Genomic DNA, 20,243 nt, shown 5'->3' with positions numbered 1-20,243 from the left:
GGGGTTGTTTTCGACGTTTTTGTTTTTGAGGTGCGAGGGCGCCACGCAGGACCGGACGTGGTCCGGCTCCCGTCCGCTACTTCGTCACCCGCACGCCCTTGGTCGTGAACCGCTGCGTCTTTCCGCCGGGACGCAAAGGGCGCTTCGTGCCGGCGGCCTTGCCGGTGCCGGGCGGCTGGTGTGCGGGGACGAGCTGGTGCGGCTGCGAGCCGATCAGGTCGGCGCGGCCCATCTCCTTCAGCGCCTCGCGCAGCACCGGCCAATTGTCGGGGTCGTGATAGCGCAGGAAGGCCTTGTGCAGGCGGCGCTGGCGCAGGCCCTTGATCGCCTCGACCTTGTCGCTGCCGCCGTGGCGCACGCCGCGCAGCGGATTGACGCCGGTGTGGTACATCGCGGTCGCCGTCGCCATCGGCGAGGGCAGGAAGGTCTGCACCTGGTCGGCGCGATAGCGGTTCTTCTTTAGCCAGAGCGCGAGGTTCATCATGTCCTCGTCGGTCGTGCCCGGATGCGCCGCGATGAAATAGGGGATCAGGTAATATTTCTTGCCGGCCTGCTCGGCCGCGGCGTCGAACATCCGCTTGAAGCGGTCATAGGCGCCGATGCCCGGCTTCATCATCTTGTCGAGCGGGCCGCGCTCGGTATGCTCGGGCGCGATCTTCAGGTAACCGCCGACGTGATGGGTGACGAGCTCCTTGATGTATTCGGGGCTCTCGACCGCGAGGTCGTAGCGCACGCCGGAGGCGACCATCACCTTCTTGATGCCCTTCGTCTCGCGCACCTTGCGATAGAGCCGGATCAGGTCGTCATGCGAGGTGTTGAGGTTCGGGCAGATCTCGGGGAAGACGCAGGACGGCCGCCGGCACGCGGCTTCGACCTTCGGGTCCTTGCAGGCCATCCGGTACATGTTGGCGGTGGGGCCGCCGATGTCGGAGATGACGCCGGTGAAGCCGGGCGTCCTGTCGCGGATCTTCTCGATCTCGCGCAGGATCGAGCCCTCCGAGCGGTTCTGGATGATCCGGCCTTCGTGCTCGGTGATCGAGCAGAAGGTGCAGCCGCCGAAGCAGCCGCGCATGATCGTCACCGAGAACCTGATCATCTCCCAGGCGGGGATCTTTGCATCTCCGTAGGATGGATGCGGGGCGCGCGCGTAAGGCAGATCGTAGACCGCATCCATCTCCTCGGTGGTGAGCGGGATCGGCGGCGGGTTGAGCCAGAGATCGCGATCGCCGTGACGTTGCACCAGCGGCCGCGCATTGCCGGGATTGCTCTCCCGGTGCAGCACGCGTGAGGCGCGCGCATAGGCCTCGCGGTCCTGCTCGACCTGCTCCAGCGCGGGCAGGCGGATCACGGTCGGCCCGCGTTGACGCGATGCGCCCTCGTCGGCGGAATCGAGATCGTCGGCGTGCAGCTCGGTGTAATCGGCAGGGACCTTGCGGAACAGTGCGACGCCCCTGATGTCGTCGAGCTCGCGCGGCGCCTCGCCGGCGGCAAGGCGCTGCGCCACCTCGACCACGGCGCGCTCGGCATTGCCGTAGAGCAGCAAGTCCGCCTTGGCGTCGGCCAGCACCGAGCGGCGCACCTTGTCGGACCAGTAGTCGTAATGCGCGATCCGGCGCAGCGAGGCCTCGATGCCGCCGAGCACGATCGGGGTGTCCTTGAACGCCTCGCGGCAGCGCTGCGCGTAGACGATGGTGCAGCGGTCCGGCCGCTTGCCGCCTTCGCCGCCGGCCGTGTAGGCGTCGTCGCTGCGGATGCGGCGGTCCGCGGTGTAGCGGTTCACCATGGAGTCCATGTTGCCGCCGGTGACGCCGAAGAACACTTTCGGCTTGCCCAGTGCCTTGAAAGGCTCGGCCGAGTGCCAGTCCGGCTGCGCGATGATGCCGACCCGGAAGCCTTGCGCCTCGAGCAGCCGGCCGATGATCGCCATGCCGAAGCTCGGATGGTCGACATAGGCATCGCCCGTCACCAGCACGATGTCGCAGGCGTCCCAGCCGAGCGCATCCATCTCGGCGCGGCTCATGGGTAGGAACGGTGCCGGCTTGCGCGGTTGCGCCCGGGCCATCAGCGGCTTTTCGGCGGTGATCATCTGGGTGTCCATGGCGCCTACGCATAGGACTCCGGACGGGCGAATTCAACCGATCGATGTGCTGCCACCGCCGATTGTGATGCCGTGCGGGACCGTGACGCGGTCCCCACACCGCTCGATCCATCCCGTGGCCTCCTCGTTTCGTTTCGAGGCGGGTTCCGTCCTCGTAACGGCGCAGATCGGATATCGGGCCATAGGAACCAACCGCGCCCGCGAACATTCTTTTGAGGTTTCGACGCGGGCCCGGGTCGCGTGCGTCTGGATCATTCTGGCGTCCGGTGACGTCGCCTCTGGCGATGGGGGAGCTGTGAGCACGGTCATAGAGAACTTGCTGTCGCGGAAGCAGAAGCTCGTGGAACAGCTCGAAAAGGCGCCGTCGGTCGAGGACCGCGATAGAATCGAGCATCAGCTCGAGCAGATCAACACCGCGCTGGATTTTCTGGACAGGCCGGAAGCGAAGGAAGAGCGGTAGACGTGCTCAATTCACTTTCAGCGCCTTCGCGTAGACGATTCCCGAATTGGTGATGTGCGTCGTCATCAGGCCGTCGAAGGCGGCGAACTCGCCGCGTGCGAAGAAATCGAGCAGCCTGCGATGCTCGTCGAACGACGTGCGGGTGCGCACGTCGATCGGCGAGGTCAGGTTGGTGCGGAGCGCGGCGACGCGGCCGGAGACGAGCTGATAGGATTCGGTGAGGTAGCGGTTGCCGCAATGGGCGAACAGCGCCTCGTGGAAGGCGGCGTCGGCGCGGCCGTAGGCGATGTTGTCCTTCGCCGTGACCGCCGGCTCCATTGCCGCGATCGCCGCGCCCATTGCCGCAATCGCGCCTTCGCGATCGTGGCGGAAGGCGAGCTCGGCCGCCTTGGGCTCCAGCGCGATGCGGAAGGTGCAGAGCGCATCGATGTCCTCGGCGCTCGGCGTGAACACGAAGCTGCCGACCTGCGGCCGGATCACGACGAGGCCCTGCGCCTGCAGCTGTCCCATGGCCTCGCGCACCGGCGTGCGGCTGACGCCGAAGGAATTCGCCACCATCTCCTCGGAGATGGCAGCGCCCAGCGCGAACTCGCCGTCGATGATGGCCTGGCGCAGCCGCTGCATCACCCGCTGCGACAGCGATTTCGGCGTATCGAGCCTGAGCGATCGCATGGCGCGCTCAGATCACCTTGCCGGGATTGAGCAATTGTTCGGGATCGAGCGCAGCCTTCAGCGTCCGCATCAGCGCGATCTCGGCCTCGCTCCTGGCATGACCCAGCCACTGCTTCTTCAGCGTGCCGATGCCGTGCTCGGCGGAGACGCTGCCGCCCATGTCGCGGACGAGACCGTAGATGATCGCGTCCATCGCGTCCTTCGGCTGCTGCGCGACCGAGAGGCCGGCGACCCAGGAGACGAGATGCAGATTGCCGTCGCCGATATGGCCGTAATAGACGCTCTCGCAGCCCTTGATGCCGGAAGCCAGCGCGGCCTTGCAGCACGTGACGAACTCGTCCATCCGCGCCACGGCAAGGCCGATGTCGTAGGAGATGTGCGGCCCCAGCACCTGGCCGAACTCGGCGCAGATGTCGCGCACGCGCCAGAAGGCCTGCGTCTGCGCCAGCGACTGCGCCACGGCGGCGTCGGCGAGCAGCCCACGTTCCATCAGCTCTTCGAGCCAGCTCTGGAAGCGCGGCGCGTCCAGGCTCTCGTCGGTGCCCTGTGCCTCGACCAGCACGTAAAGGCCATGGCCTGCGGCGACCGGCGGCTTCACGCCGGCGCGATTCGTGATCACGTCCCAATAGTCCGGCCACATCACTTCGAACGCCGACAGCAGCGGACCGAGCCCGCCGCGCGCCGCATCCAGCAGCGCGACCACCGCGGCATAATCCTTCAGCGCGCAGAGCGCCGCCATCGTCGAGCGCGGCTTCGGGAACAGCTTCAGCACCACGCGGGTGATGATGCCGAGCGTGCCTTCCGAGCCGATGAACAGATGCTTCAGATCGTAGCCGGCATTGTTCTTCATCAGCTTGTTGAGGCTGGTGATGATGGTGCCGTCGGGCAGCACGACCTCCAGGCCAAGCACCAGCTCGCGCGTCATGCCGTAGCGGATCACGCGGTTGCCGCCGGCGTTGGTGGAAAGATTGCCGCCGATGACGCAGGAGCCGCGCGAGCCGAGATCGAGCGGAAAGAAGAAGCCGGCTTCGTCGGCGGCCTTCTGGATCGTCTCCAGCGGCGTGCCTGCTTTCACCGTCATCGTCGCGGAGGCGCGATCGATCTCCTCGATGCCGGTCATGCGCTCCAGCGAGATCGCGACCCAGCCCGCTTCGGGCGAGGCGCCGCGGCACAGTCCGGTCAATCCGCCCTGCGGCACGAAGGGCAGCCGCGCCTGCCGGCAGGTCGCAATCGCATCCGCCACGCCCTGCGCATCGAGCGGCCGGATCACCGCGAGCGGCGTCTGCGGCAGGCTCGCGCTCCAGTCGTTGCAATTGCGGGCGGGCACCTCGCTGCCGGTCAGCACGGCGGCCGCGCCGAGCCTGTCGCGCAATGCGCCGAGCAGCTGGTCGGGCCGTCCGGCGGGGGTCGCCATGTCCATGCGAGACCTCCTCAATATTTCTGCCACGCCCAGGGCGCCGGGATTTGCATTCGTCCTTGTATGTAAGGTACAAGCTAGAATGTAAAGCAGAAACAGAATCCCGGTAAGTTGCGGAAGATCGTTTGAGATCAGCGGCTTAGCTCTGGACGACAGCAAGGGCGGTGTGATGACGGAGGCAATTCGCGGGTTCTGGGTGGCGTCGGCGACGCCGCTGGCGGCCGATGGCAGCGTGGATCACGGCCGGCTCGCCAGCCATGCCAAGCAACTCTTCAGCAAGAGCGTCGACGGCGTCGTTCTGTTCGGCACCACCGGCGAAGGCACCTCATTCAATGTCGCCGAACGCGTCGCGACCATCGAAGCCATGCTCAAGGCCGGCGTTGCGCCGGAGCACATTGGAATCGGCGGCGGCTTTCCCGCCATCACCGACAGTATTGCGCTGACGCGCGCCGTGCTCGGCCTCGGCCTGCGCCACGTGCTGCTGCTGCCGCCCTATTTCGACCGCAGCGTCACGCCCGAAGGCATCGAGGATGCCTTTGCCGCGATCGTCGATGGTGTCGCCGACGATCGGCTGCGCGCCTCGCTCTATCACATCCCGCAGGTGTCGGGCGTTGCGATCCCGACAACGGTCGCCGCGAACTTGCGCAAGCGCTATGGCAAGCAGGTCGCCGGCCTGAAGGACTCCAGCGGCGACTTCAAGCAGTTCCAGGCGTTCCGTGCGGCCGTGCCCGAACTCGCCATCACCGTCGGCAACGAGCCCGACATCGCCCGCGCGATCGCGGCGGGCGGCGCCGGCACCATTTGCGGCATGGCCAACATCGTGCCGGAGCTGGTCAAGGGCATGCTCGACGGCAAGGATGTCGAGGCGCGCATGCAGGCAGCGGCGGATGCCGTGGTGAAGACGCCTTCTCTGGTCGCGACGTTGAAGGCCATCCTCGCGGCGCAGACGGGCGATACAGGCTGGCTGCGCGTGCGCCCCCCGCTTCGCGCGTTGTCCGACGGCACCGCGCTCAAGCGGAAGCTCGACGCGTTGATGGCGCCTGCCATCGCGTGAGCCCGCGAAAGATCGCGACGCGCCGCCGCGTATTCGCGTGCTGCGTGCCGCGCTCGGCAGGATGACCATTTGAGATTGCCGTTCAGCGCCGATGCGTTCTTAGAACCATTCAATACTAGAGCGATTCAAGTCCGCTTGCGGTTCCGCTCGCGCTCCGTGCCTGTTAGACGCGCCAGCTTCAATGCTGCGTCTGAGCTGGAAGTGAATCGAACGTGCGTGCTTATCTGGATGGCCAACGCGCCAGCGGCCACCGTCATCGTGCCGGCAAGAGCCGCGCCGGTCTTCTCATCACAGCGGCTGTGCTGCTCGCCGAATGCCCCTCCAACATGACGACCGCCCGGGCGCAATCGGCGTTGCCGCCGGTGACGGTCGACGCACCGGCGCAGCGGCCGAAGCCGGCGCGGACATCGGACCAGTCTTCACGCCGCCCGCAAGCCGCCGCGCGCCAGCGTAGTCGCAATGCCGCACCCGCAGCGCCGACGCTCTCGGAGCGAGCGGCCGCGGAGGCCGCCGCACAGCAAGCCGCAAAGCTCGGCTACCGCGCGATGCCGAGCGCGACCACGCTGCGCAGCGGGGCCTCGCCGCTCGACACCTCGCAGGCCGTCAATGTGGTGCCCGCGCAGGTCCTGAAGGACCAGCTCCCGCGCAACATCGACGATGCACTCGTCAATATCTCCGGCATCACCCAGACCAACACGCTGGCCGGCACCCAGGACGCCGTGATCCGCCGCGGCTTCGGCGACAATCGCGACGGCTCGATCATGCGCAATGGCATGCCGCTGGTGCAGGGCCGAAGCCTCAATGCCGCGGTCGAAAGCGTCGAGGTGTTGAAAGGGCCGGCCTCGCTGCTCTACGGCATCATGGATCCCGGCGGCATCGTCAACACCATCAGCAAGCGTCCGGAGCTCTATCAGCACGGTTCGGTCACGCTGCTCGGTTCGACCTATGCGAACAACCGCAGCGGCGCCGACGGCCTGCTCGACGTCACCGGCCCGATCGGCGATCAGGGTCTTGCCTATCGCTTCATCGGCTACGGCGTCAGCGAGGATTACTGGCGCAATTTCGGCCGGCACCGCGAGATGCTGGTTGCGCCGTCACTGGCCTGGTACGGAAAGGACACGACGGTCCAGCTCAACTACGAGCATCGAGAGTTCATCTATCCGTTCGACCGCGGCACGGCGTTCATCAACGGTGCGCCGCTGGCGATCCCGAAGACGCGCCGACTCGACGAGCCTTACAACAACATGTGGGGAACATCCGACCTGATCCAGGCCTCGGTCGAGCATCGCATCAACCAGGACTGGAAGCTCTTTGCCGGCTACAGCTACAATACCGAGACCTTCAGCGCGAACCAGCTCCGCATCACCGGCATCAACGCGAAGACCGGCGTCGAGACGCGCAGCAATGACGGCACGCAGGGTTCTCTGAGCAATTCGAGCTATGGGACGTCCTACATCTCGGGCGGGTTCTGGCTCGGCGACATGCGCAACGAGGTGCTGTTCGGCGGCGACGGCCAGTATCGCACCATCTACCGTGACAACCTGATCCGGCAGACGGCCCCGTCCTTCAATGTCTACAACCCCGTCTACGGTCTGATCGGGCCGGGCACGACGGTTTCGAATAGCGACAGCGCCCAGACCGACAAGCTCGGCCAGTGGTCGCTGTTCTTCCAGGACACGCTGCATCTGACCGAGCGTTTCGCGCTGGTCGGCGGTGTGCGCTACATGGACTATGATCAGCTGGCCGGACGCGGGAAGCCGTTCATCACCAACACCAACGTCTCGGCGGATGCGGTGCTTCCGCTCGGCGGCGCGATCTTCAAGCTCACCGACCAGATTTCGCTCTATGCGAGCTACACCCAATCGCTGAAGCCGAATTCGACCATTGCTCCGCTGAGCAATGGCGGCGGCGTCGTGCTCGGCTCGAACATCGCGCCGGAAGAAGGCACGCAGTACGAGACCGGGCTCAAGTTCGATCTCGACAAGCGCCTCTCCGGTACGCTCGCGGTTTACGACATAGAGAAGCAGAATGTGCTGGTCAGCCAGCTCAACGCTGCGACCGGTCTCAACGTATACACCGCGGCCGGCAAGGTCCGCTCGCGCGGCCTCGAGATCGACGTCACCGGCCGGCTCTCCGACAATTGGAGCATGATCGGAAGCTACGGTTACACCGATGCGCGTGTGACCGAGGATCCGACATATGCCGGCAAGCAGCTGCAGAACGTTGCGATGAACACGGCCTCGCTCTATCTGGTCTACGATTTTGGGACAATGCTTCCCGGCCAGCTCAGGCTCGGCGGCGGCGCCCGCTATGTCGGCGACCGGCCCGGCGATGCGTTGAACACGTTCGTGCTGCCGTCCTATGTCGTCGCCGATGTCTTCGCGACCTATGAGACGAAGCACCAGACACTTCCGGTCATCTATCAGCTCAACGTCAAGAACCTGTTCGATACGCTCTATTACACCTCCGCCCAGAACAATCTGGGCGTCGCCATCGGCGACGCGCGCCGCGTGTCGCTGTCGGCAACAGTGAAGTTCTAGCGATGACGCTGCAGCGGGGGCACACGATCAAAGGGGTCCTGCTTCAGGTCCATTCCATCGTAGGCCTCGTGCTCGCGCTGCTGCTCGCCCTGATCGCGCTGACCGGTGCGATCATGAGTTTTGAGGACGAGATCGTCGATCATCTCAATGCCGGCATCATGCAGGTCGCGCCGCGTCAAGCGCCGATGCTGATGCCTGATGACCTGATCGCCCGGCTGAAGGCGGCGCAGGACGTCGGCAAGGTCTCGGCCATCACGCTGTCGAGCGATCCGGCGGCGGCCCATGTCCGCTTCGCGCGCGACGAAAGCGGTGGACGGCCGTCCTCTCTCTATGTCGACCCCTACGACGCGCGCGTGCTGGGTTCGCCGCGTGGCGAGGCGTTCTTCGCGACCGTGCGCAGGCTGCACCGCTGGTTGCTGATCCCCGGCGACGCCAAGGGCTGGGGGCGTCTGATCACCGGCACCATTGCGCTCGGTCTGATCGTCATGCTGATTTCGGGCCTCGTGTTGCGCTGGCCGCGCCGCGCCGGCAGCGTGAAGATGTGGCTGAAGCCGAATCTCGCGCTGAGCGGCCGCGGACTGCACCGGTCGCTGCATGCGGTGATCGGCACCTGGGTGCTTCCGATCTATCTGGCGATGACGCTCACCGGGCTGTGGTTCTCTTTCGAATGGTATAAGGACGGCGTGACCTGGCTGTTGGCACGTCCTCACGTCACCGCAGCGAAGATGCCCGCAAAGTCGCCGCGGGCGGTCGACCGTTCCGGGACTGCGCAACCGATCGGATTCGATCAGGCATGGACGACGTTCCAGCGCGGGGAAGGCGGCCGCTTCTCCAGGGCCCAGTTGACGCTGCCGGCCGGCGCGGCCACCGTCATACGGATACGGTCGTGGGGGAAGGACAGGACCCTCGAAACCACGCGCGATGAATTCCGCATTGACGCGGTCACCGGGCAGATGGTCTCCGCTGAGCGCTATGACGACAAGACATTCGGCGAGAAGATCATCGCGGCCATCTACGACATCCATCGCGGCGCGATCCTGGGATGGCCGGGCAAGCTCGCGTTCATGATTGCCGCGGTCCTCATGCCCCTGTTCTCGGTTACGGGAATCCTGCTCTATCTGTCGCGCCGCAGGCTGCGGCGCCCGTCGCAGCCGCCGCTCGGGCGGCTCGTTCCCGGCGAGTGAGCCGGCAAGGCTAGCCAACGCGCTCTCAATCGTTCAAAAGCCCATGGCTTGTCCTCGTAGGGTTCATGCCATGAAGCTTCCGACCGTCACCCCCGCCGATATCCGCAGTGCGCTCTTGCTTCGCGAGGAGATAGCGCTGCTCGACCTCAGATATGAGGCGGCCTTCGCGACCGGACATCCGCTGTTCGCTGCCAACATGGCCGTGGATCGGATTGCAGTCGAGGCCGAGGTCAGGCTGCCGCGCAAGGATGTGGCGATCGTGCTCTATGATGGCGGTGATGGGCTGGTTTCGCCCGGCGCCGAACGTCTCGCCGCGCTCGGCTACACCAACATCAGCGCGCTCGAAGGCGGGCTGACGGCCTGGCGCGCAGCGGGCTTTGAGGTGTTCGAGGACGTCAACTCCTACTCGAAGGCGTTCGGCGAGTTGGTCGAGTCGCGCCGCCATACGCCTTCGCTCAGCGCCGACGAGGTGGCCAAGCTCATCGCCGACAAGGCCAACATCGCCATCCTCGACGTCCGCCGTTTCGACGAATATGCGACCATGAACATTCCGGGCTCGGTCAGCGTGCCCGGCGCGGAGTTGGTGTTGCGGGCAGGGCAAGCCGCACCCGATCCCGAGACGACGATCATCGTCAACTGCGCCGGCCGCACCCGCTCGATCATCGGCACCCAGTCACTGATCAATGCCGGCGTGCCCAACAGGGTGCGCGCGCTGCGCAACGGCACCATCGGCTGGACGCTGGCGCGGCATCAGCTCGATCACGGCGCTCGCAGGCGCGGCGCGATCGGCCCGTTCGAGGGCGGACCGGCCAATGCCCGCGATGTCGCCTACCGCGCAGGTGTTCGCCATATCGGTGCGAACGAGATGTCGGCGCTTGCTGCGCAGACCCATCGGACGCTCTATCGCTTCGACGTGCGCGACGCCGAGGAATATGCGGCCGGCCATCTCCCCGGTTTCCGCCATTATCCCGGCGGCCAGCTCGTCCAGGAAACCGACATGGCCGCGCCCGTGCGCGGCGCGCGCATTCTCCTGACCGACGACAAGAATGTTCGTGCCGACATGACGGCGTCCTGGCTGGCGCAGATGGGCTGGGAAGTCTATGTGCTCGAGGACGGCCATGACGGTGCGCTCGAGGTCGGCCCGCCGCACGTCCTGCCGAAGCCGGATCCGGCACACCGCTACCGCCGGCCCTATGAAGGCACTGATGTGGCCGAAGCTGCGATGCAGGCCTATCTCGACTGGGAATACGGCCTCGTCGAGCAGCTCCGCCGCGACGGCACGCACGGGTTCTACGTGATTTGACGGAGCTGGTGGGATGCCAGGTCCACCCATCGCCTCGCCATCTTCTCCCCGTATGCAAGCCCTATTGTGCTGCGCATCGCCCACGGTCTATGAGCTGCGGCAATGCTGTGACTTACGGAGATTCCATGCCAGCCCCAGGCCAAAGCCCTGAGCGAAGCGCCAAGGCGCTGCTACTCGAAGGCGTCAATGACAGTGCCGTGGACCTGTTCAGGAGCGCGGGTTTCACCAATGTCGAGCGGCTGACCAAGGCGCTGGACGGCGAGGATCTGCGGCGGGCGATCAAGGGCGTATCGCTGCTCGGTATCCGCTCGCGCACCCAGATCACCGATGAGGTGCTTGCGGCATCGGACCAGCTTCTCGCCGTCGGCTGCTTCAGCGTCGGCACCAACCAGGTCGATCTCCTGGCTGCGCGCAAGCGTGGCATTCCCGTGTTCAATGCCCCGTTCTCCAATACGCGCAGCGTCGCCGAACTCGTGATCGGCGAGATCGTGATGCTGCTGCGGCGAATCTTTCCGCGCTCGGTGTCGGCTCATGCGGGGGGCTGGGACAAGTCGGCGACCGGCAGCCGCGAGGTGCGCGGCCGCACGCTGGGCATCGTCGGCTACGGCAATATCGGCTCGCAGCTCTCGACCCTGGCCGAAGCCATGGGCATGCGCGTGATCTATTTCGACCGCACCGACAAGCTTCGCCACGGCAACACCGAGCCTGTCGAGAAGCTGGGCGAGCTTCTGGCGCAGAGCGACGTCGTCAGCCTGCACGTGCCGGAGACGCCGGAGACCGCGGGCATGATCGGCGAGAAGGAACTGCGGGCGATGAAGCCGGGCTCGTTCCTGATCAACAACAGCCGCGGCACCGTGGTCGATCTCGACGCGCTTGCCGGCGCCCTGCGCGATGGTCACCTTGCCGGCGCGGCCGTCGACGTGTTTCCGGTCGAACCGTCCTCGAATTCCGATCGCTTCAAGAGTCCCATTCAGGGCCTCGAGAACGTCATCCTCACGCCGCATATCGGCGGCTCGACCGAAGAGGCGCAGGAGCGCATCGGCGGCGAGGTGGCGCGCAAGCTAGTCGACTATTTCATCACCGGCTCGACCATGGGCGCGGTGAATTTCCCGGAAGTGCAATTGCATCTTCGCCCCTCCGGCGCGCGCTTCAGCCATGTCCATCGCAATGTGCCGGGCATGCTGCGGCGGCTGAACGAGGTCTTCCTCCAGCGCGACATCAATATCGCCGCGCAATATCTCGAGACCGCCGGCGACCTCGGCTATGTCGTGCTCGACGCCGATCTCGGCGGCCAGGACTCCGGCGAGCTGCTCCAGCAAATCCGCGCCCTCGACGGCACTATCGGCGCGCGGCTGGTGTTCGAGCACTAAAGCGTTTCGAGCGAAGTGGATATAAAGCAAACGCGTCAACCAGAATCTAGAGCCATTTCCGTTCCGATCGCATCAGAACGGAAATAGCTCCAGACCACCCCACGTTCCGGTTGCAACTTGTAGCAACTGCTCCCACACTATCGTCGAATTCGGCCCGGTCAAAAATCGCGTCGAATTTGAGCTTCAGTTGCGTGAGTGTCCGCCATGGAACGGGACGCCGTACTGATTGATCTCGCGCTTCAGGGCGGCGGTTCGCACGGCGCCTTCTCCTGGGGCGTGCTCGACCGTCTTCTGGAAGAGAAATGGCTGGAGATCGCCGCAATCTCCGGAACCTCCGCAGGCGCGATGAATGCGGCGGTTCTGGCGGACGGCTGGACAGCCGGCGGCGCCGAGGGCGCACGAGAGGCGCTCGACCGATACTGGCGCCGTGTCTCGAAGGCCGCGGCCTTCAGCCCGCTACAACGCTCTCCGCTCGACCGCTTGATGGGGCGCTGGACCCTCGATACGTCGCCCTTCTACATCCTCACCGATTTGATGTCGCGTGTGCTGTCGCCCTACGACCTCAATCCGACCGGCTACAATCCGCTGCGCGCGGTGCTGGCCGAGAGTATCGATTTCGAACGCCTCGTGCGCTCGCCGATCCAGCTGTTCATCACCGCGACTCGGGTGCGCACCGGGCGCGGCCGTATCTTCCGCAACGCGGAGATCACGGCGGATGTGCTGCTGGCATCGGCCTGCCTGCCGACCATGTTCCGCGCGATCGAGATCGACGGCGAGCCCTATTGGGACGGCGGCTTTGCCGGCAACCCGACGATCACGCCGCTGGTGCGCGAAAGCGACGCGCATGACACCATTCTCGTCCAGATCAATCCGACTGAGCGGCTGGAGGAACCGCGGACGGCTGCGGAAATCCTCAACAGGCTCAACGAAATCTCATTCAACTCGCCGCTGATGAAGGAGCTGCGCATGATCGCACTGCTGCACCAGGCGGCCGATCCGGGCAGCGGCGAGGGCGCGCGCTGGGCGAAGATGCGCACACACCGGATCAAGAGCGACATGCTGGCGAAGTTCGGCGCCTCCTCGAAGCTCAACGCGGAGTGGGAGTTCGTCTCGATGCTGCGCGCCGAGGGACGCATGGCCGCGGACGACTTCCTCGCCGAGCACGGCGCGGAGATCGGCCGTCGTTCGACCGCCGATCTCGATGTCCTGCTGTCGGAGTGCTGAGGCATGGGTCTCCTCGGCCTCCTCGTCGGGCTCGGCCTACTCGTCCTGTTCGCCTTCCGCGGCTGGAGCGTCCTGCTGCTCGCGCCGTTCGCCGCACTCATTGTCGCGTCGTTCGGCGCAGCCGCCTGCGCGCAACAACGGCATCGCCTGGATCTACGGCGCCGGCGGCATTCAATATGTCTTCGCGCGCGATCCGAAGCTCGATGTCACCACCTACAACGTGGAGCACCACAAGGCGCGGCTGCTCGAGGTCTCAAAGCTGATGGATTCGACCGATCCCGACCTCAGCCGCTTCCGGATGCGCGGCGGCCGTCTGATCATGCTCGAGCACATGGCCGACTATGCGCAGAGTCCCTATGCCGGCATCCGCTATTTCGAGAGCGTCGAACGCAAGATGGGCAAGGCCGAGACGGCGGAATTCGCGCGGCTGTACACCGCGCCCGGTGTCGACCATGTCGGCTCCGGCGCGCCGGCCAATGTCGACATGCTGAGCGTGCTGGTCGACTGGGTCGAGAAGGGCAAGGCGCCCGGCGACCTCGAAGTCAGCGAGCAGAAGGTCGAGGCGCCGTCGTTCGCGACGCTGCGCGCGATGCCGCTGTGCCGCTGGCCGGCCTGGCCGCACTACAAGGCGGGTGCGCTGATGGAGGCGTCGAGCTTTGCCTGTGCGCCGTGACGAAACGGCTCGTTTGACAATCGCCTCGCGCCCGGCTAGATGTTTCGCATGCGAAATAACGAGGCCGCGGCAAAGCATCATCGGCTGATCTACCTGCTGAGCGTCGCGCACCGCCGCCTGCAGCGCTGGATGGCGGCGCAGCCGCAGAGCACGGTGACGCCGGCGCAGGCGGGGTTGCTGTTCATCCTCGGCAAGCAGGACGGCGTCCTGATCGGCGAGGCGGGCGCGGCGCTCGATATGGGGCCGGCCGGCATTTCCGGCCTGGTCGACCGCACCGCAGCCGCAAAGTTGATCGACCGGCGCGCCGATCGCGAGGATGGCCGCGCCTGGCGCATCTGGCTGACGCCCAAAGGACGCAGCGCGCTGGCGCAGGCGAAGACCTCGGCGGCCGAGGTCAACGCGGCGCTGACGGAAGGATTCACGGCTGCGGAGATCGACATCGTCGCACGCTGGCTGACGAGCATTCAGAACAAGTTTCCAAGAGGAGCAGACGAATGACCGAGCACGTCCGGATCGAGAGCAACGGCGGAATTCTCACCCTGACATTGGCGCGTCCCGACAAGAAGAACGCGCTGACCGATGCGATGTACGGCAAGCTGGCGGACACAATCGAATCCGCCGAGTTCGATCCGTCCGCTCGCGTGATCCTGATTCGCGGCGAGGGCGATATGTTCACCGCCGGCAACGACGTCGGCGAATTCGCCGCGGTCGCAGCCGGCAAGTCCGAAGGCAGCCGCAACGTCGTGCGCTTCATCCAGTCGCTGGCGCGCTGCACCCGGCCGCTGGTCGCAGCCGTGCAGGGCCGTGCCGTCGGCGTCGGCACCACGATGCTGCTGCATTGCGATCTCGTCGTGCTCGCCGACAACGCGCAATTGTCGACGCCGTTCGTCAGCCTTGCCCTGGTGCCGGAGGCCGCCTCCAGCCTGCTGATGCCGGCGCGCATCGGCCATGCGCGCGCCTATGAGATGTTCGCGCTCGGCGAGACCGTGCCTGCCAGGTCGGCGCTGGAATGGGGCCTTGCCAACCGTGTGGTGCCGCTCGACAAGCTCGATGCCGAGGCGCTCACCCTCGCGCAGCGTCTCGCCCGTCAGCCGCTCGGCGCGCTCACGGCTACCAAGAAGCTGATGCGCAACGGCGAGGCGCTGGTCGCCCAGATGCAGGCCGAGGGCGAGCAGTTCGCGCAGCGTCTGCGCACCGCCGAAGCGCGCGAGGCGTTCACGGCGTTCGCCGAGCGCCGCCCGCCGGATTTCACGAAAGTGGCGTGAGCCGACTTCCCGACAGATTGGCAGCTTCCGAGGTCCATATCATTTGAAATAAACCTTAACGAAACTTTGGCATGTCACCGTGCAGGATGGCCGCTCGTGACGAGTAGGTCTTTTGGTCCATGTCAATTTTTAAGAAATCGGTAAGCACGCTCCTCCTCGTTCTGATGGCGCTGCTGGCCGTCGGTGCGCTGACCAGCACGGCCATTCAGATGGGTGGGGCCTTCAGCCGCTACAGCGACAGCCTGGAGACCGAGCGGCTCGCGAATGCCGACAAGGCGATCTTCCAAGGCGTGCTGGCCTTGCGCAACAATCGCGGCGATGCCCAGAGCGCGCTGCTGGGCGAGGACGATCCGCGCGCCAAGCTCGGCGCCGCCGAGAAGGCCGAGCAGGCCGGCTATGATGCCATTGCCGCAGCGCTCTCCACCGTCGAATTTGCCCGGCGCGACGAGCTCGCAAACACGCTGAAGCAGCGCTGGAGCGAGGCCGCGCCGAAGTTCCAGCTGTTCTACGACGAAGCAAGGTTGCCCCGCGCGGAACGCAAGGTCGAGCGCACCGCACCCTGGTACGATTCCGTCACCAAGGTGATCGAGACGGCGAACCTCGCGTCCACCGCGGTGTCGAACCGCGCCTGGATGAACGATCCTTTCATCGCCCGCATGATCCAGGCCCGTCGCCTCGCCTGGCAGGTGCGCGATCGCTATGGCATTCAGTGCTCGACCCTGCGTCCGAACGTCAACGGCTCAAAGCCGCTCGACGAGACCCAGAAGCAGACCGTGGCCGGATGGAATGGCACCATCACTGCCGGATGGGCCGGCATGGAGGAACTGCTGGCTGCGCCTGATGTGACGGCGGATCTCGTCAACACGGCCAGGGAGGCCCGCGCCAAGACCGACGGGGTTCTCAAGCAGATCGGCGAACTGACCAGGAACTTCGACGGCAGCGGCCGTCCCGCGATGCCCGCCTCGGAATGGAACGCACTGTGCCAGTCGCCCTTCGCGTCCATCGTCGCGGTCGCCAACAAGGCGCTCGACCTGTCGATCGCGCGCGCGGAGGCGGTTCAGGCGAAAGCCCTGACCAATCTCATCGTGCAGTCGCTCGCGTTCCTGCTCGCGCTGGCCGTGACCCTGGCCGGCGTGTTCGTGGTGCGCAATCGCCTCATGCGTCCGGTGCGCGCCATCCTCGATGCCATTGCGCGCATCAGCGCGCGCGATTATGCGACGCCGGTTCCGCAATCCCGCCACCCCGACGAGTTCGGCACCATGGCCGCCGCGCTCGAGAGCCTGCGCGAGAGCGCGGCGACCGCGGAACGGCTGGGCCGGGAACGCGAATCGCAACAGGCGCTCCAGCTCGCCCGGTCGGGCACTGTCGATGCCGCCTGCCGGAGCTTCGACGATACGGTGCAGGCGGTCATCCAGAGCGTCGTGGCCTCGACGCGGGAGCTCGACGCCACCGCGACCGGCGTGCGCTCGTTGGTCTCGGACTCCAGCAGCCAGACCGCCGCGGTTTCGTCCGCCGCCGAGCAGGCCACCAACAATCTCGAGACCATCGCGGCCGCGACCGAAGAGCTCTCCGCATCCGTCGGCGAAATCTCCGCACGGGTGCAGTCGAGCGCCCGCGAGGCCCGCGAGGCCGTGGCGCAGGCCGAGCAGACCAACGCGACGGTCGAGATCCTCGACCAGACCGCGAGCCGCATCGGCGAGGTCGTGAAGATGATCAACGCGATCGCCGCCCAGACCAACCTCCTGGCGCTGAACGCCACCATCGAAGCCGCGCGTGCGGGCGAGGCCGGACGGGGCTTTGCCGTCGTCGCGGGCGAGGTCAAGAGCCTCGCCTCCCAGACGGCGACAGCAACGGAAGAGATCTCGCGCCAGGTCGCGGAGATCCAGGGCGCCACCGGCCAGGCCGTTGCCGCGATCCGCTCGATCGGCGGCGCCATCAGCGGCATCGACGAGAAGATGACGGCGATTGCTGCCGCGGTCGAGCAGCAGCGCGCGGCGACCACGGAGATCTCGCGCAACTTCCAGCAGGCCGCCCAAGGCACGCGCGAGGTGACCGACACCATCGGTAGCGTCGCGAGGCTGAACCAGGAGACCGGCAATGCCGGCACGGTGCTGTCGGAGTCCGTCAAGAAGATGTCGGCCGGCGCCGATCGCCTGCGCGTCGCGGTCGAGGGCTTCTTGGGAGCCGTCAAGACCGCGTAGTTTCGTTCTCTCACCATCCGATGTCGCGCGGGCATTGCCGTCGGTCCGCGTGGCGGGTACATCTGTGGCGCCTCGCTCCGCGAGCGCTGAGACAGACGTAAGACATATCAGGGATGGAGAGTTCGATGCCGGTCGCGCCACAACACAAGGCCCAGCGCCCCTATCGCGGTGTGTTCCCGGTCGCGCCCACCATCTTCGACGAGCGCGGCGAGCTCGATCTCGAGGGCGAGCGCCGCTGCATCGATTTCATGATCGATGCCGGCTCGCACGGCATCTGCATCCTCGCCAATTTCTCCGAGCAGTTCGTGCTCACCGACGCCGAGCGCGAGGCCGTGATGCATGCGGTGCTGGAACATGTGGCTGGCCGGGTTCCCGTGATCGTGACCACCACGCATTTCAGCTCGGCGGTGTGCGCGGCGCGCAGCAAGCAGGCCGAGGCGGCCGGCGCCGCGATGGTGATGGTGATGCCGCCCTATCACGGCGCGACCTTCCGGGTCCCCGAGAAGGGCATCGTCGAATTCTTCAAGGTGCTCTCGGGCGCCATCGATATTCCCATCATGATCCAGGACGCGCCTGTGGCCGGCACGCCGCTCTCGGTCGAGCTGCTGGCGCGGCTGGCGCGCGAATTCGCCAACATCCGCTATTTCAAGATCGAGGTTCCCTTCGCCGCCGCAAAGCTGCGCAGCCTGATCGAGGCGGGCGGCAGCGATATCGAAGGCCCCTGGGACGGCGAGGAGGCGATCACGCTGCTGGCCGATCTCGACGCCGGCGCCACCGGCGCCATGACCGGCGGCGGCTATCCCGACGGCATCCGCCAGATCATCGATCCGTATTTCGCCGGCAAGCGCGAGGAGGCGAAGGCCGCCTATGAGCGCTGGCTGCCGCTGATCAATTACGAGAACCGCCAATGCGGCCTGATCGCCTGCAAGGTCATGATGCAGGCCGGCGGCGTGATCAAGTCGGAAGCCGTGCGGCATCCGCTCCAGCCGCTGCATCCGGCAACGCGCGCGGGATTGCTGGAGCTCGCCAAGGAGCGCGATGCACTGGCGCTGCGGTGGGGGAGGTAACCTTCTCCCGCCGAAATTCGGTCTTTCCGTCGTCATTGCGAGGAGCAAAGCGACCAAGCAATCCAGACCGGTTCCGGGGAGACAATTTTCGCTGCTCTCCCAATGACGGGGCTGCCCATTCGGCTAAAGGTGTCGAATTGGCGCAATTCCGCCAGTTTCCCCGGACCCGGCGATCAAGTATCGTACGCTGACCAACCAGACTCTGCGGAGCAGTCGAGACATCGCGCAATACCTCTTCACTATGCCGTTATCCCGAGTCAGGTTGGCGCAAACCGACAGAACAGGGAGGCAGTGCCATGACGATGAGGCCGGATCCCACCTTTCACGCATCGCCCAAGCTTGCGATGGAAGCACCTGCGGAGAACTTTGCCTACACGTTGCTGCTCAGTCCGGACTTTTCGAAGCCGGATGCTCTCGCGGTCATCGACGTCAAGCCGGGATCGCCGACCTATAGCCAAGTCGTCCACACCGTGACGATGCCCAACAAGGGCGATGAGTTTCATCACTTCGGCTGGAATGCCTGCTCCTCCGCCTTGTCGCCGCTCGCCGGACATGCCTTCGTCGAGCGGCGCTATCTCATCATTCCTGGGCTGCGCTCGTCGCGCATCTACATCATCGATACCAAGCCCGATCCGACCAAAGCCAAGATCCACAAGATCATCGAGCCAGAGGAAGTCTTCAAGAAGACCGGCTATTCGCGGCCACACACGATCCATTGCGGGCCGGACGGCATTTACGTGAGCACGCTGGGCGGCGGCGGCAAGGACGGTACCGAAGGCCCTCCCGGCGTCTTCATCATGGATTGCGAGACCTTCGAGGTCCTCGGACGATGGGAGATCGACCGCGGTCCACAGACGCTGCATTATGATTTCTGGTGGAATCTGCCGCGCGACTACATGGTGACGAGCGAATGGGCATTGCCGCCACAGTTCGAGAACGGGATCGTCCCGGAAGATCTGCTTGCGAACAAATATGGACATCGTCTCCACTTCTGGGATCTTCGCGCACGTCGCAACGTCCAGACCATCGACCTCGGCGCCAATCATCAAATGGCGCTGGAGGTACGACCGGCGCACGATCCGGTTCGCGAGTACGGCTTCGTAGGCGTCGTGGTCGACACCACGAATCTCGAAGCATCGATCTGGACCTGGTGGCGAGAAGGCGGGAAATTCCATGCGGAGAAGACCGCGACCATCCCTCCCGAGCCAGCGCCAAAGGAGAAGCTCCCGCCGCTGCTCCAGGGATTTGGCGCCGTGCCGCCGCTGGTGACCGACATCGACCTGTCGATGGATGACCGGTTTCTCTATGTCTCGTGCTGGGGCACGGGTGAAATGCGCCAGTACGACGTCAGTGATCCGCGCAAGCCGAAGCTGGCGGGCTCGGTCCACATCGGCGGTATCGCGCGCCGCACGCCTCATCCGAACGGCAAGGCATTTGCGGCGGGTCCGCAGATGGTCGAGATCAGCCGCGACGGCAGGCGCGTTTACTGGACCAACTCGCTCTATTCCACCTGGGATGACCAGTTCTATCCCGATGGGGTTCCGGGCGTGGAGGTCATGGCCAATGTCGGTCGCAACGGCGGCCTCGAGCTCGACAAGGACTATTTCGTGAGCTTCCCCGACGGATATCGTGCACACCAGATCAGGCTCGAGGGCGGCGATTGTTCGACGGATTCCTTTTGCTATCCGTCGGTCTAGATTGGGGTCACGCGAGCC

General features: G+C 65.6%; 15 protein-coding genes and 1 pseudogene. 13 read left to right on the top strand and 3 right to left on the bottom strand.

Annotated features, from left to right (window positions below; translation table 11 throughout):
- Positions 1–76: 76 nt before the first annotated feature.
- Positions 77–2,098: a YgiQ family radical SAM protein gene (locus ACM42_RS06895; RefSeq protein ID WP_271527180.1), complete on the bottom strand. Its 2,022-nt coding sequence runs from the start codon at positions 2,096–2,098 to the stop codon at positions 77–79.
- Positions 2,099–2,213: 115 nt separating this feature from the next.
- On the opposite strand from ACM42_RS06895, the gene ACM42_RS06890 reads away from it, so the two are divergent.
- Positions 2,214–2,558 (top strand): hypothetical protein, encoded by a 345-nt coding sequence (locus ACM42_RS06890; RefSeq protein ID WP_271527179.1) that lies wholly within the window; start codon positions 2,214–2,216, stop codon positions 2,556–2,558.
- 6 nt (positions 2,559–2,564) lie between these two features.
- Here the strand turns inward: ACM42_RS06890 and ACM42_RS06885 are convergent, their stop codons facing one another.
- Together ACM42_RS06885 and ACM42_RS06880 are read right to left on the bottom strand one after the other, a co-directional pair.
- The gene (locus ACM42_RS06885) at positions 2,565–3,230 is read right to left on the bottom strand and encodes a GntR family transcriptional regulator (protein WP_271527178.1); all 666 of its coding nucleotides are present in this window, start codon (positions 3,228–3,230) and stop codon (positions 2,565–2,567) included.
- Between the two features lie 7 nt (positions 3,231–3,237).
- A complete protein-coding gene (locus tag ACM42_RS06880; RefSeq protein ID WP_271527177.1) occupies positions 3,238–4,650 on the bottom strand; it encodes an FAD-binding oxidoreductase in 1,413 nt (470 codons plus the stop codon).
- 166 nt (positions 4,651–4,816) lie between these two features.
- Here ACM42_RS06880 and ACM42_RS06875 point away from each other — a divergent pair, with 166 nt between their 5' ends.
- The 12 genes and pseudogenes from ACM42_RS06875 to ACM42_RS06820 all read left to right on the top strand — a co-directional run bounded on the left by ACM42_RS06875 (position 4,817) and on the right by ACM42_RS06820 (position 20,225).
- Positions 4,817–5,701, top strand: a complete 885-nt coding sequence (locus ACM42_RS06875) for a dihydrodipicolinate synthase family protein (RefSeq protein ID WP_271527176.1) — start codon at positions 4,817–4,819, stop codon at positions 5,699–5,701.
- Between the two features lie 212 nt (positions 5,702–5,913).
- Positions 5,914–8,241, top strand: a complete 2,328-nt coding sequence (locus ACM42_RS06870; protein WP_271527175.1) for a TonB-dependent siderophore receptor — start codon at positions 5,914–5,916, stop codon at positions 8,239–8,241.
- 2 nt (positions 8,242–8,243) lie between these two features.
- Positions 8,244–9,425 carry a PepSY-associated TM helix domain-containing protein gene (locus tag ACM42_RS06865; protein WP_271527174.1) on the top strand — a complete coding sequence of 394 codons (1,182 nt, stop codon included), beginning with the start codon at positions 8,244–8,246 and terminating at the stop codon, positions 9,423–9,425.
- 70 nt (positions 9,426–9,495) lie between these two features.
- Positions 9,496–10,728 carry a rhodanese-like domain-containing protein gene (locus ACM42_RS06860; protein ID WP_271527173.1) on the top strand — a complete coding sequence of 411 codons (1,233 nt, stop codon included), beginning with the start codon at positions 9,496–9,498 and terminating at the stop codon, positions 10,726–10,728.
- A 125-nt stretch (positions 10,729–10,853) separates the two neighbouring features.
- Positions 10,854–12,098 (top strand): phosphoglycerate dehydrogenase, encoded by a 1,245-nt coding sequence (serA, locus tag ACM42_RS06855; protein ID WP_271527172.1) that lies wholly within the window; start codon positions 10,854–10,856, stop codon positions 12,096–12,098.
- Positions 12,099–12,302: 204 nt separating this feature from the next.
- Positions 12,303–13,322: a patatin-like phospholipase family protein gene (locus ACM42_RS06850; RefSeq protein WP_271527171.1), complete on the top strand. Its 1,020-nt coding sequence runs from the start codon at positions 12,303–12,305 to the stop codon at positions 13,320–13,322.
- Between the two features lie 115 nt (positions 13,323–13,437).
- A pseudogene (locus ACM42_RS06845) lies at positions 13,438–13,995 on the top strand (tannase/feruloyl esterase family alpha/beta hydrolase); the annotation flags it as partial.
- Positions 13,996–14,043: 48 nt separating this feature from the next.
- Positions 14,044–14,493 (top strand): MarR family winged helix-turn-helix transcriptional regulator, encoded by a 450-nt coding sequence (locus ACM42_RS06840; RefSeq protein WP_271527170.1) that lies wholly within the window; start codon positions 14,044–14,046, stop codon positions 14,491–14,493.
- The gene (locus ACM42_RS06835) at positions 14,490–15,260 is read left to right on the top strand and encodes an enoyl-CoA hydratase (RefSeq protein ID WP_271527169.1); all 771 of its coding nucleotides are present in this window, start codon (positions 14,490–14,492) and stop codon (positions 15,258–15,260) included. Before ACM42_RS06840 ends, ACM42_RS06835 begins: the two co-directional genes overlap by 4 nt.
- 119 nt (positions 15,261–15,379) lie before the next feature.
- The gene (locus ACM42_RS06830; protein ID WP_271527168.1) at positions 15,380–17,461 is read left to right on the top strand and encodes a methyl-accepting chemotaxis protein; all 2,082 of its coding nucleotides are present in this window, start codon (positions 15,380–15,382) and stop codon (positions 17,459–17,461) included.
- 125 nt (positions 17,462–17,586) lie between these two features.
- Complete coding sequence (locus ACM42_RS06825; protein WP_271527167.1) at positions 17,587–18,528, top strand: dihydrodipicolinate synthase family protein; 942 nt, start codon at positions 17,587–17,589, stop codon at positions 18,526–18,528.
- A gap of 296 nt (positions 18,529–18,824) precedes the next feature.
- Positions 18,825–20,225 (top strand): selenium-binding protein SBP56-related protein, encoded by a 1,401-nt coding sequence (locus ACM42_RS06820; protein ID WP_271527166.1) that lies wholly within the window; start codon positions 18,825–18,827, stop codon positions 20,223–20,225.
- The last annotated feature ends 18 nt before the right edge of the window (positions 20,226–20,243 follow it).

This window comes from Bradyrhizobium sp. CCBAU 25338 (genome assembly GCF_028128965.1).
In the GTDB taxonomy this organism is placed as follows: Bacteria; Pseudomonadota; Alphaproteobacteria; order Rhizobiales; family Xanthobacteraceae; genus Bradyrhizobium; species Bradyrhizobium liaoningense.
The sequence above is the reverse complement of the archived record's forward strand: the minus strand, read 5'-3'. Positions and strand labels throughout refer to the sequence as shown.

Bases quoted from the DNA above. Each gene is read 5' to 3' on its own strand.
- ACM42_RS06895 (WP_271527180.1), bottom strand. From the start codon at position 2,098: ATGGACACCCAGATGATCACCGCCGAAAAGCCGCTGATGGCCCGGGCG.
- ACM42_RS06885 (WP_271527178.1), bottom strand. From the start codon at position 3,230: ATGCGATCGCTCAGGCTCGATACGCCGAAATCGCTGTCGCAGCGGGTG.
- ACM42_RS06880 (WP_271527177.1), bottom strand. From the start codon at position 4,650: ATGGACATGGCGACCCCCGCCGGACGGCCCGACCAGCTGCTCGGCGCA.
- ACM42_RS06875 (WP_271527176.1), top strand. From the start codon at position 4,817: ATGACGGAGGCAATTCGCGGGTTCTGGGTGGCGTCGGCGACGCCGCTG.
- ACM42_RS06865 (WP_271527174.1), top strand. From the start codon at position 8,244: ATGACGCTGCAGCGGGGGCACACGATCAAAGGGGTCCTGCTTCAGGTC.
- ACM42_RS06860 (WP_271527173.1), top strand. From the start codon at position 9,496: ATGAAGCTTCCGACCGTCACCCCCGCCGATATCCGCAGTGCGCTCTTG.
- serA (WP_271527172.1), top strand. From the start codon at position 10,854: ATGCCAGCCCCAGGCCAAAGCCCTGAGCGAAGCGCCAAGGCGCTGCTA.
- ACM42_RS06850 (WP_271527171.1), top strand. From the start codon at position 12,303: ATGGAACGGGACGCCGTACTGATTGATCTCGCGCTTCAGGGCGGCGGT.
- ACM42_RS06840 (WP_271527170.1), top strand. From the start codon at position 14,044: ATGCGAAATAACGAGGCCGCGGCAAAGCATCATCGGCTGATCTACCTG.
- ACM42_RS06835 (WP_271527169.1), top strand. From the start codon at position 14,490: ATGACCGAGCACGTCCGGATCGAGAGCAACGGCGGAATTCTCACCCTG.
- ACM42_RS06830 (WP_271527168.1), top strand. From the start codon at position 15,380: ATGTCAATTTTTAAGAAATCGGTAAGCACGCTCCTCCTCGTTCTGATG.
- ACM42_RS06825 (WP_271527167.1), top strand. From the start codon at position 17,587: ATGCCGGTCGCGCCACAACACAAGGCCCAGCGCCCCTATCGCGGTGTG.
- ACM42_RS06820 (WP_271527166.1), top strand. From the start codon at position 18,825: ATGACGATGAGGCCGGATCCCACCTTTCACGCATCGCCCAAGCTTGCG.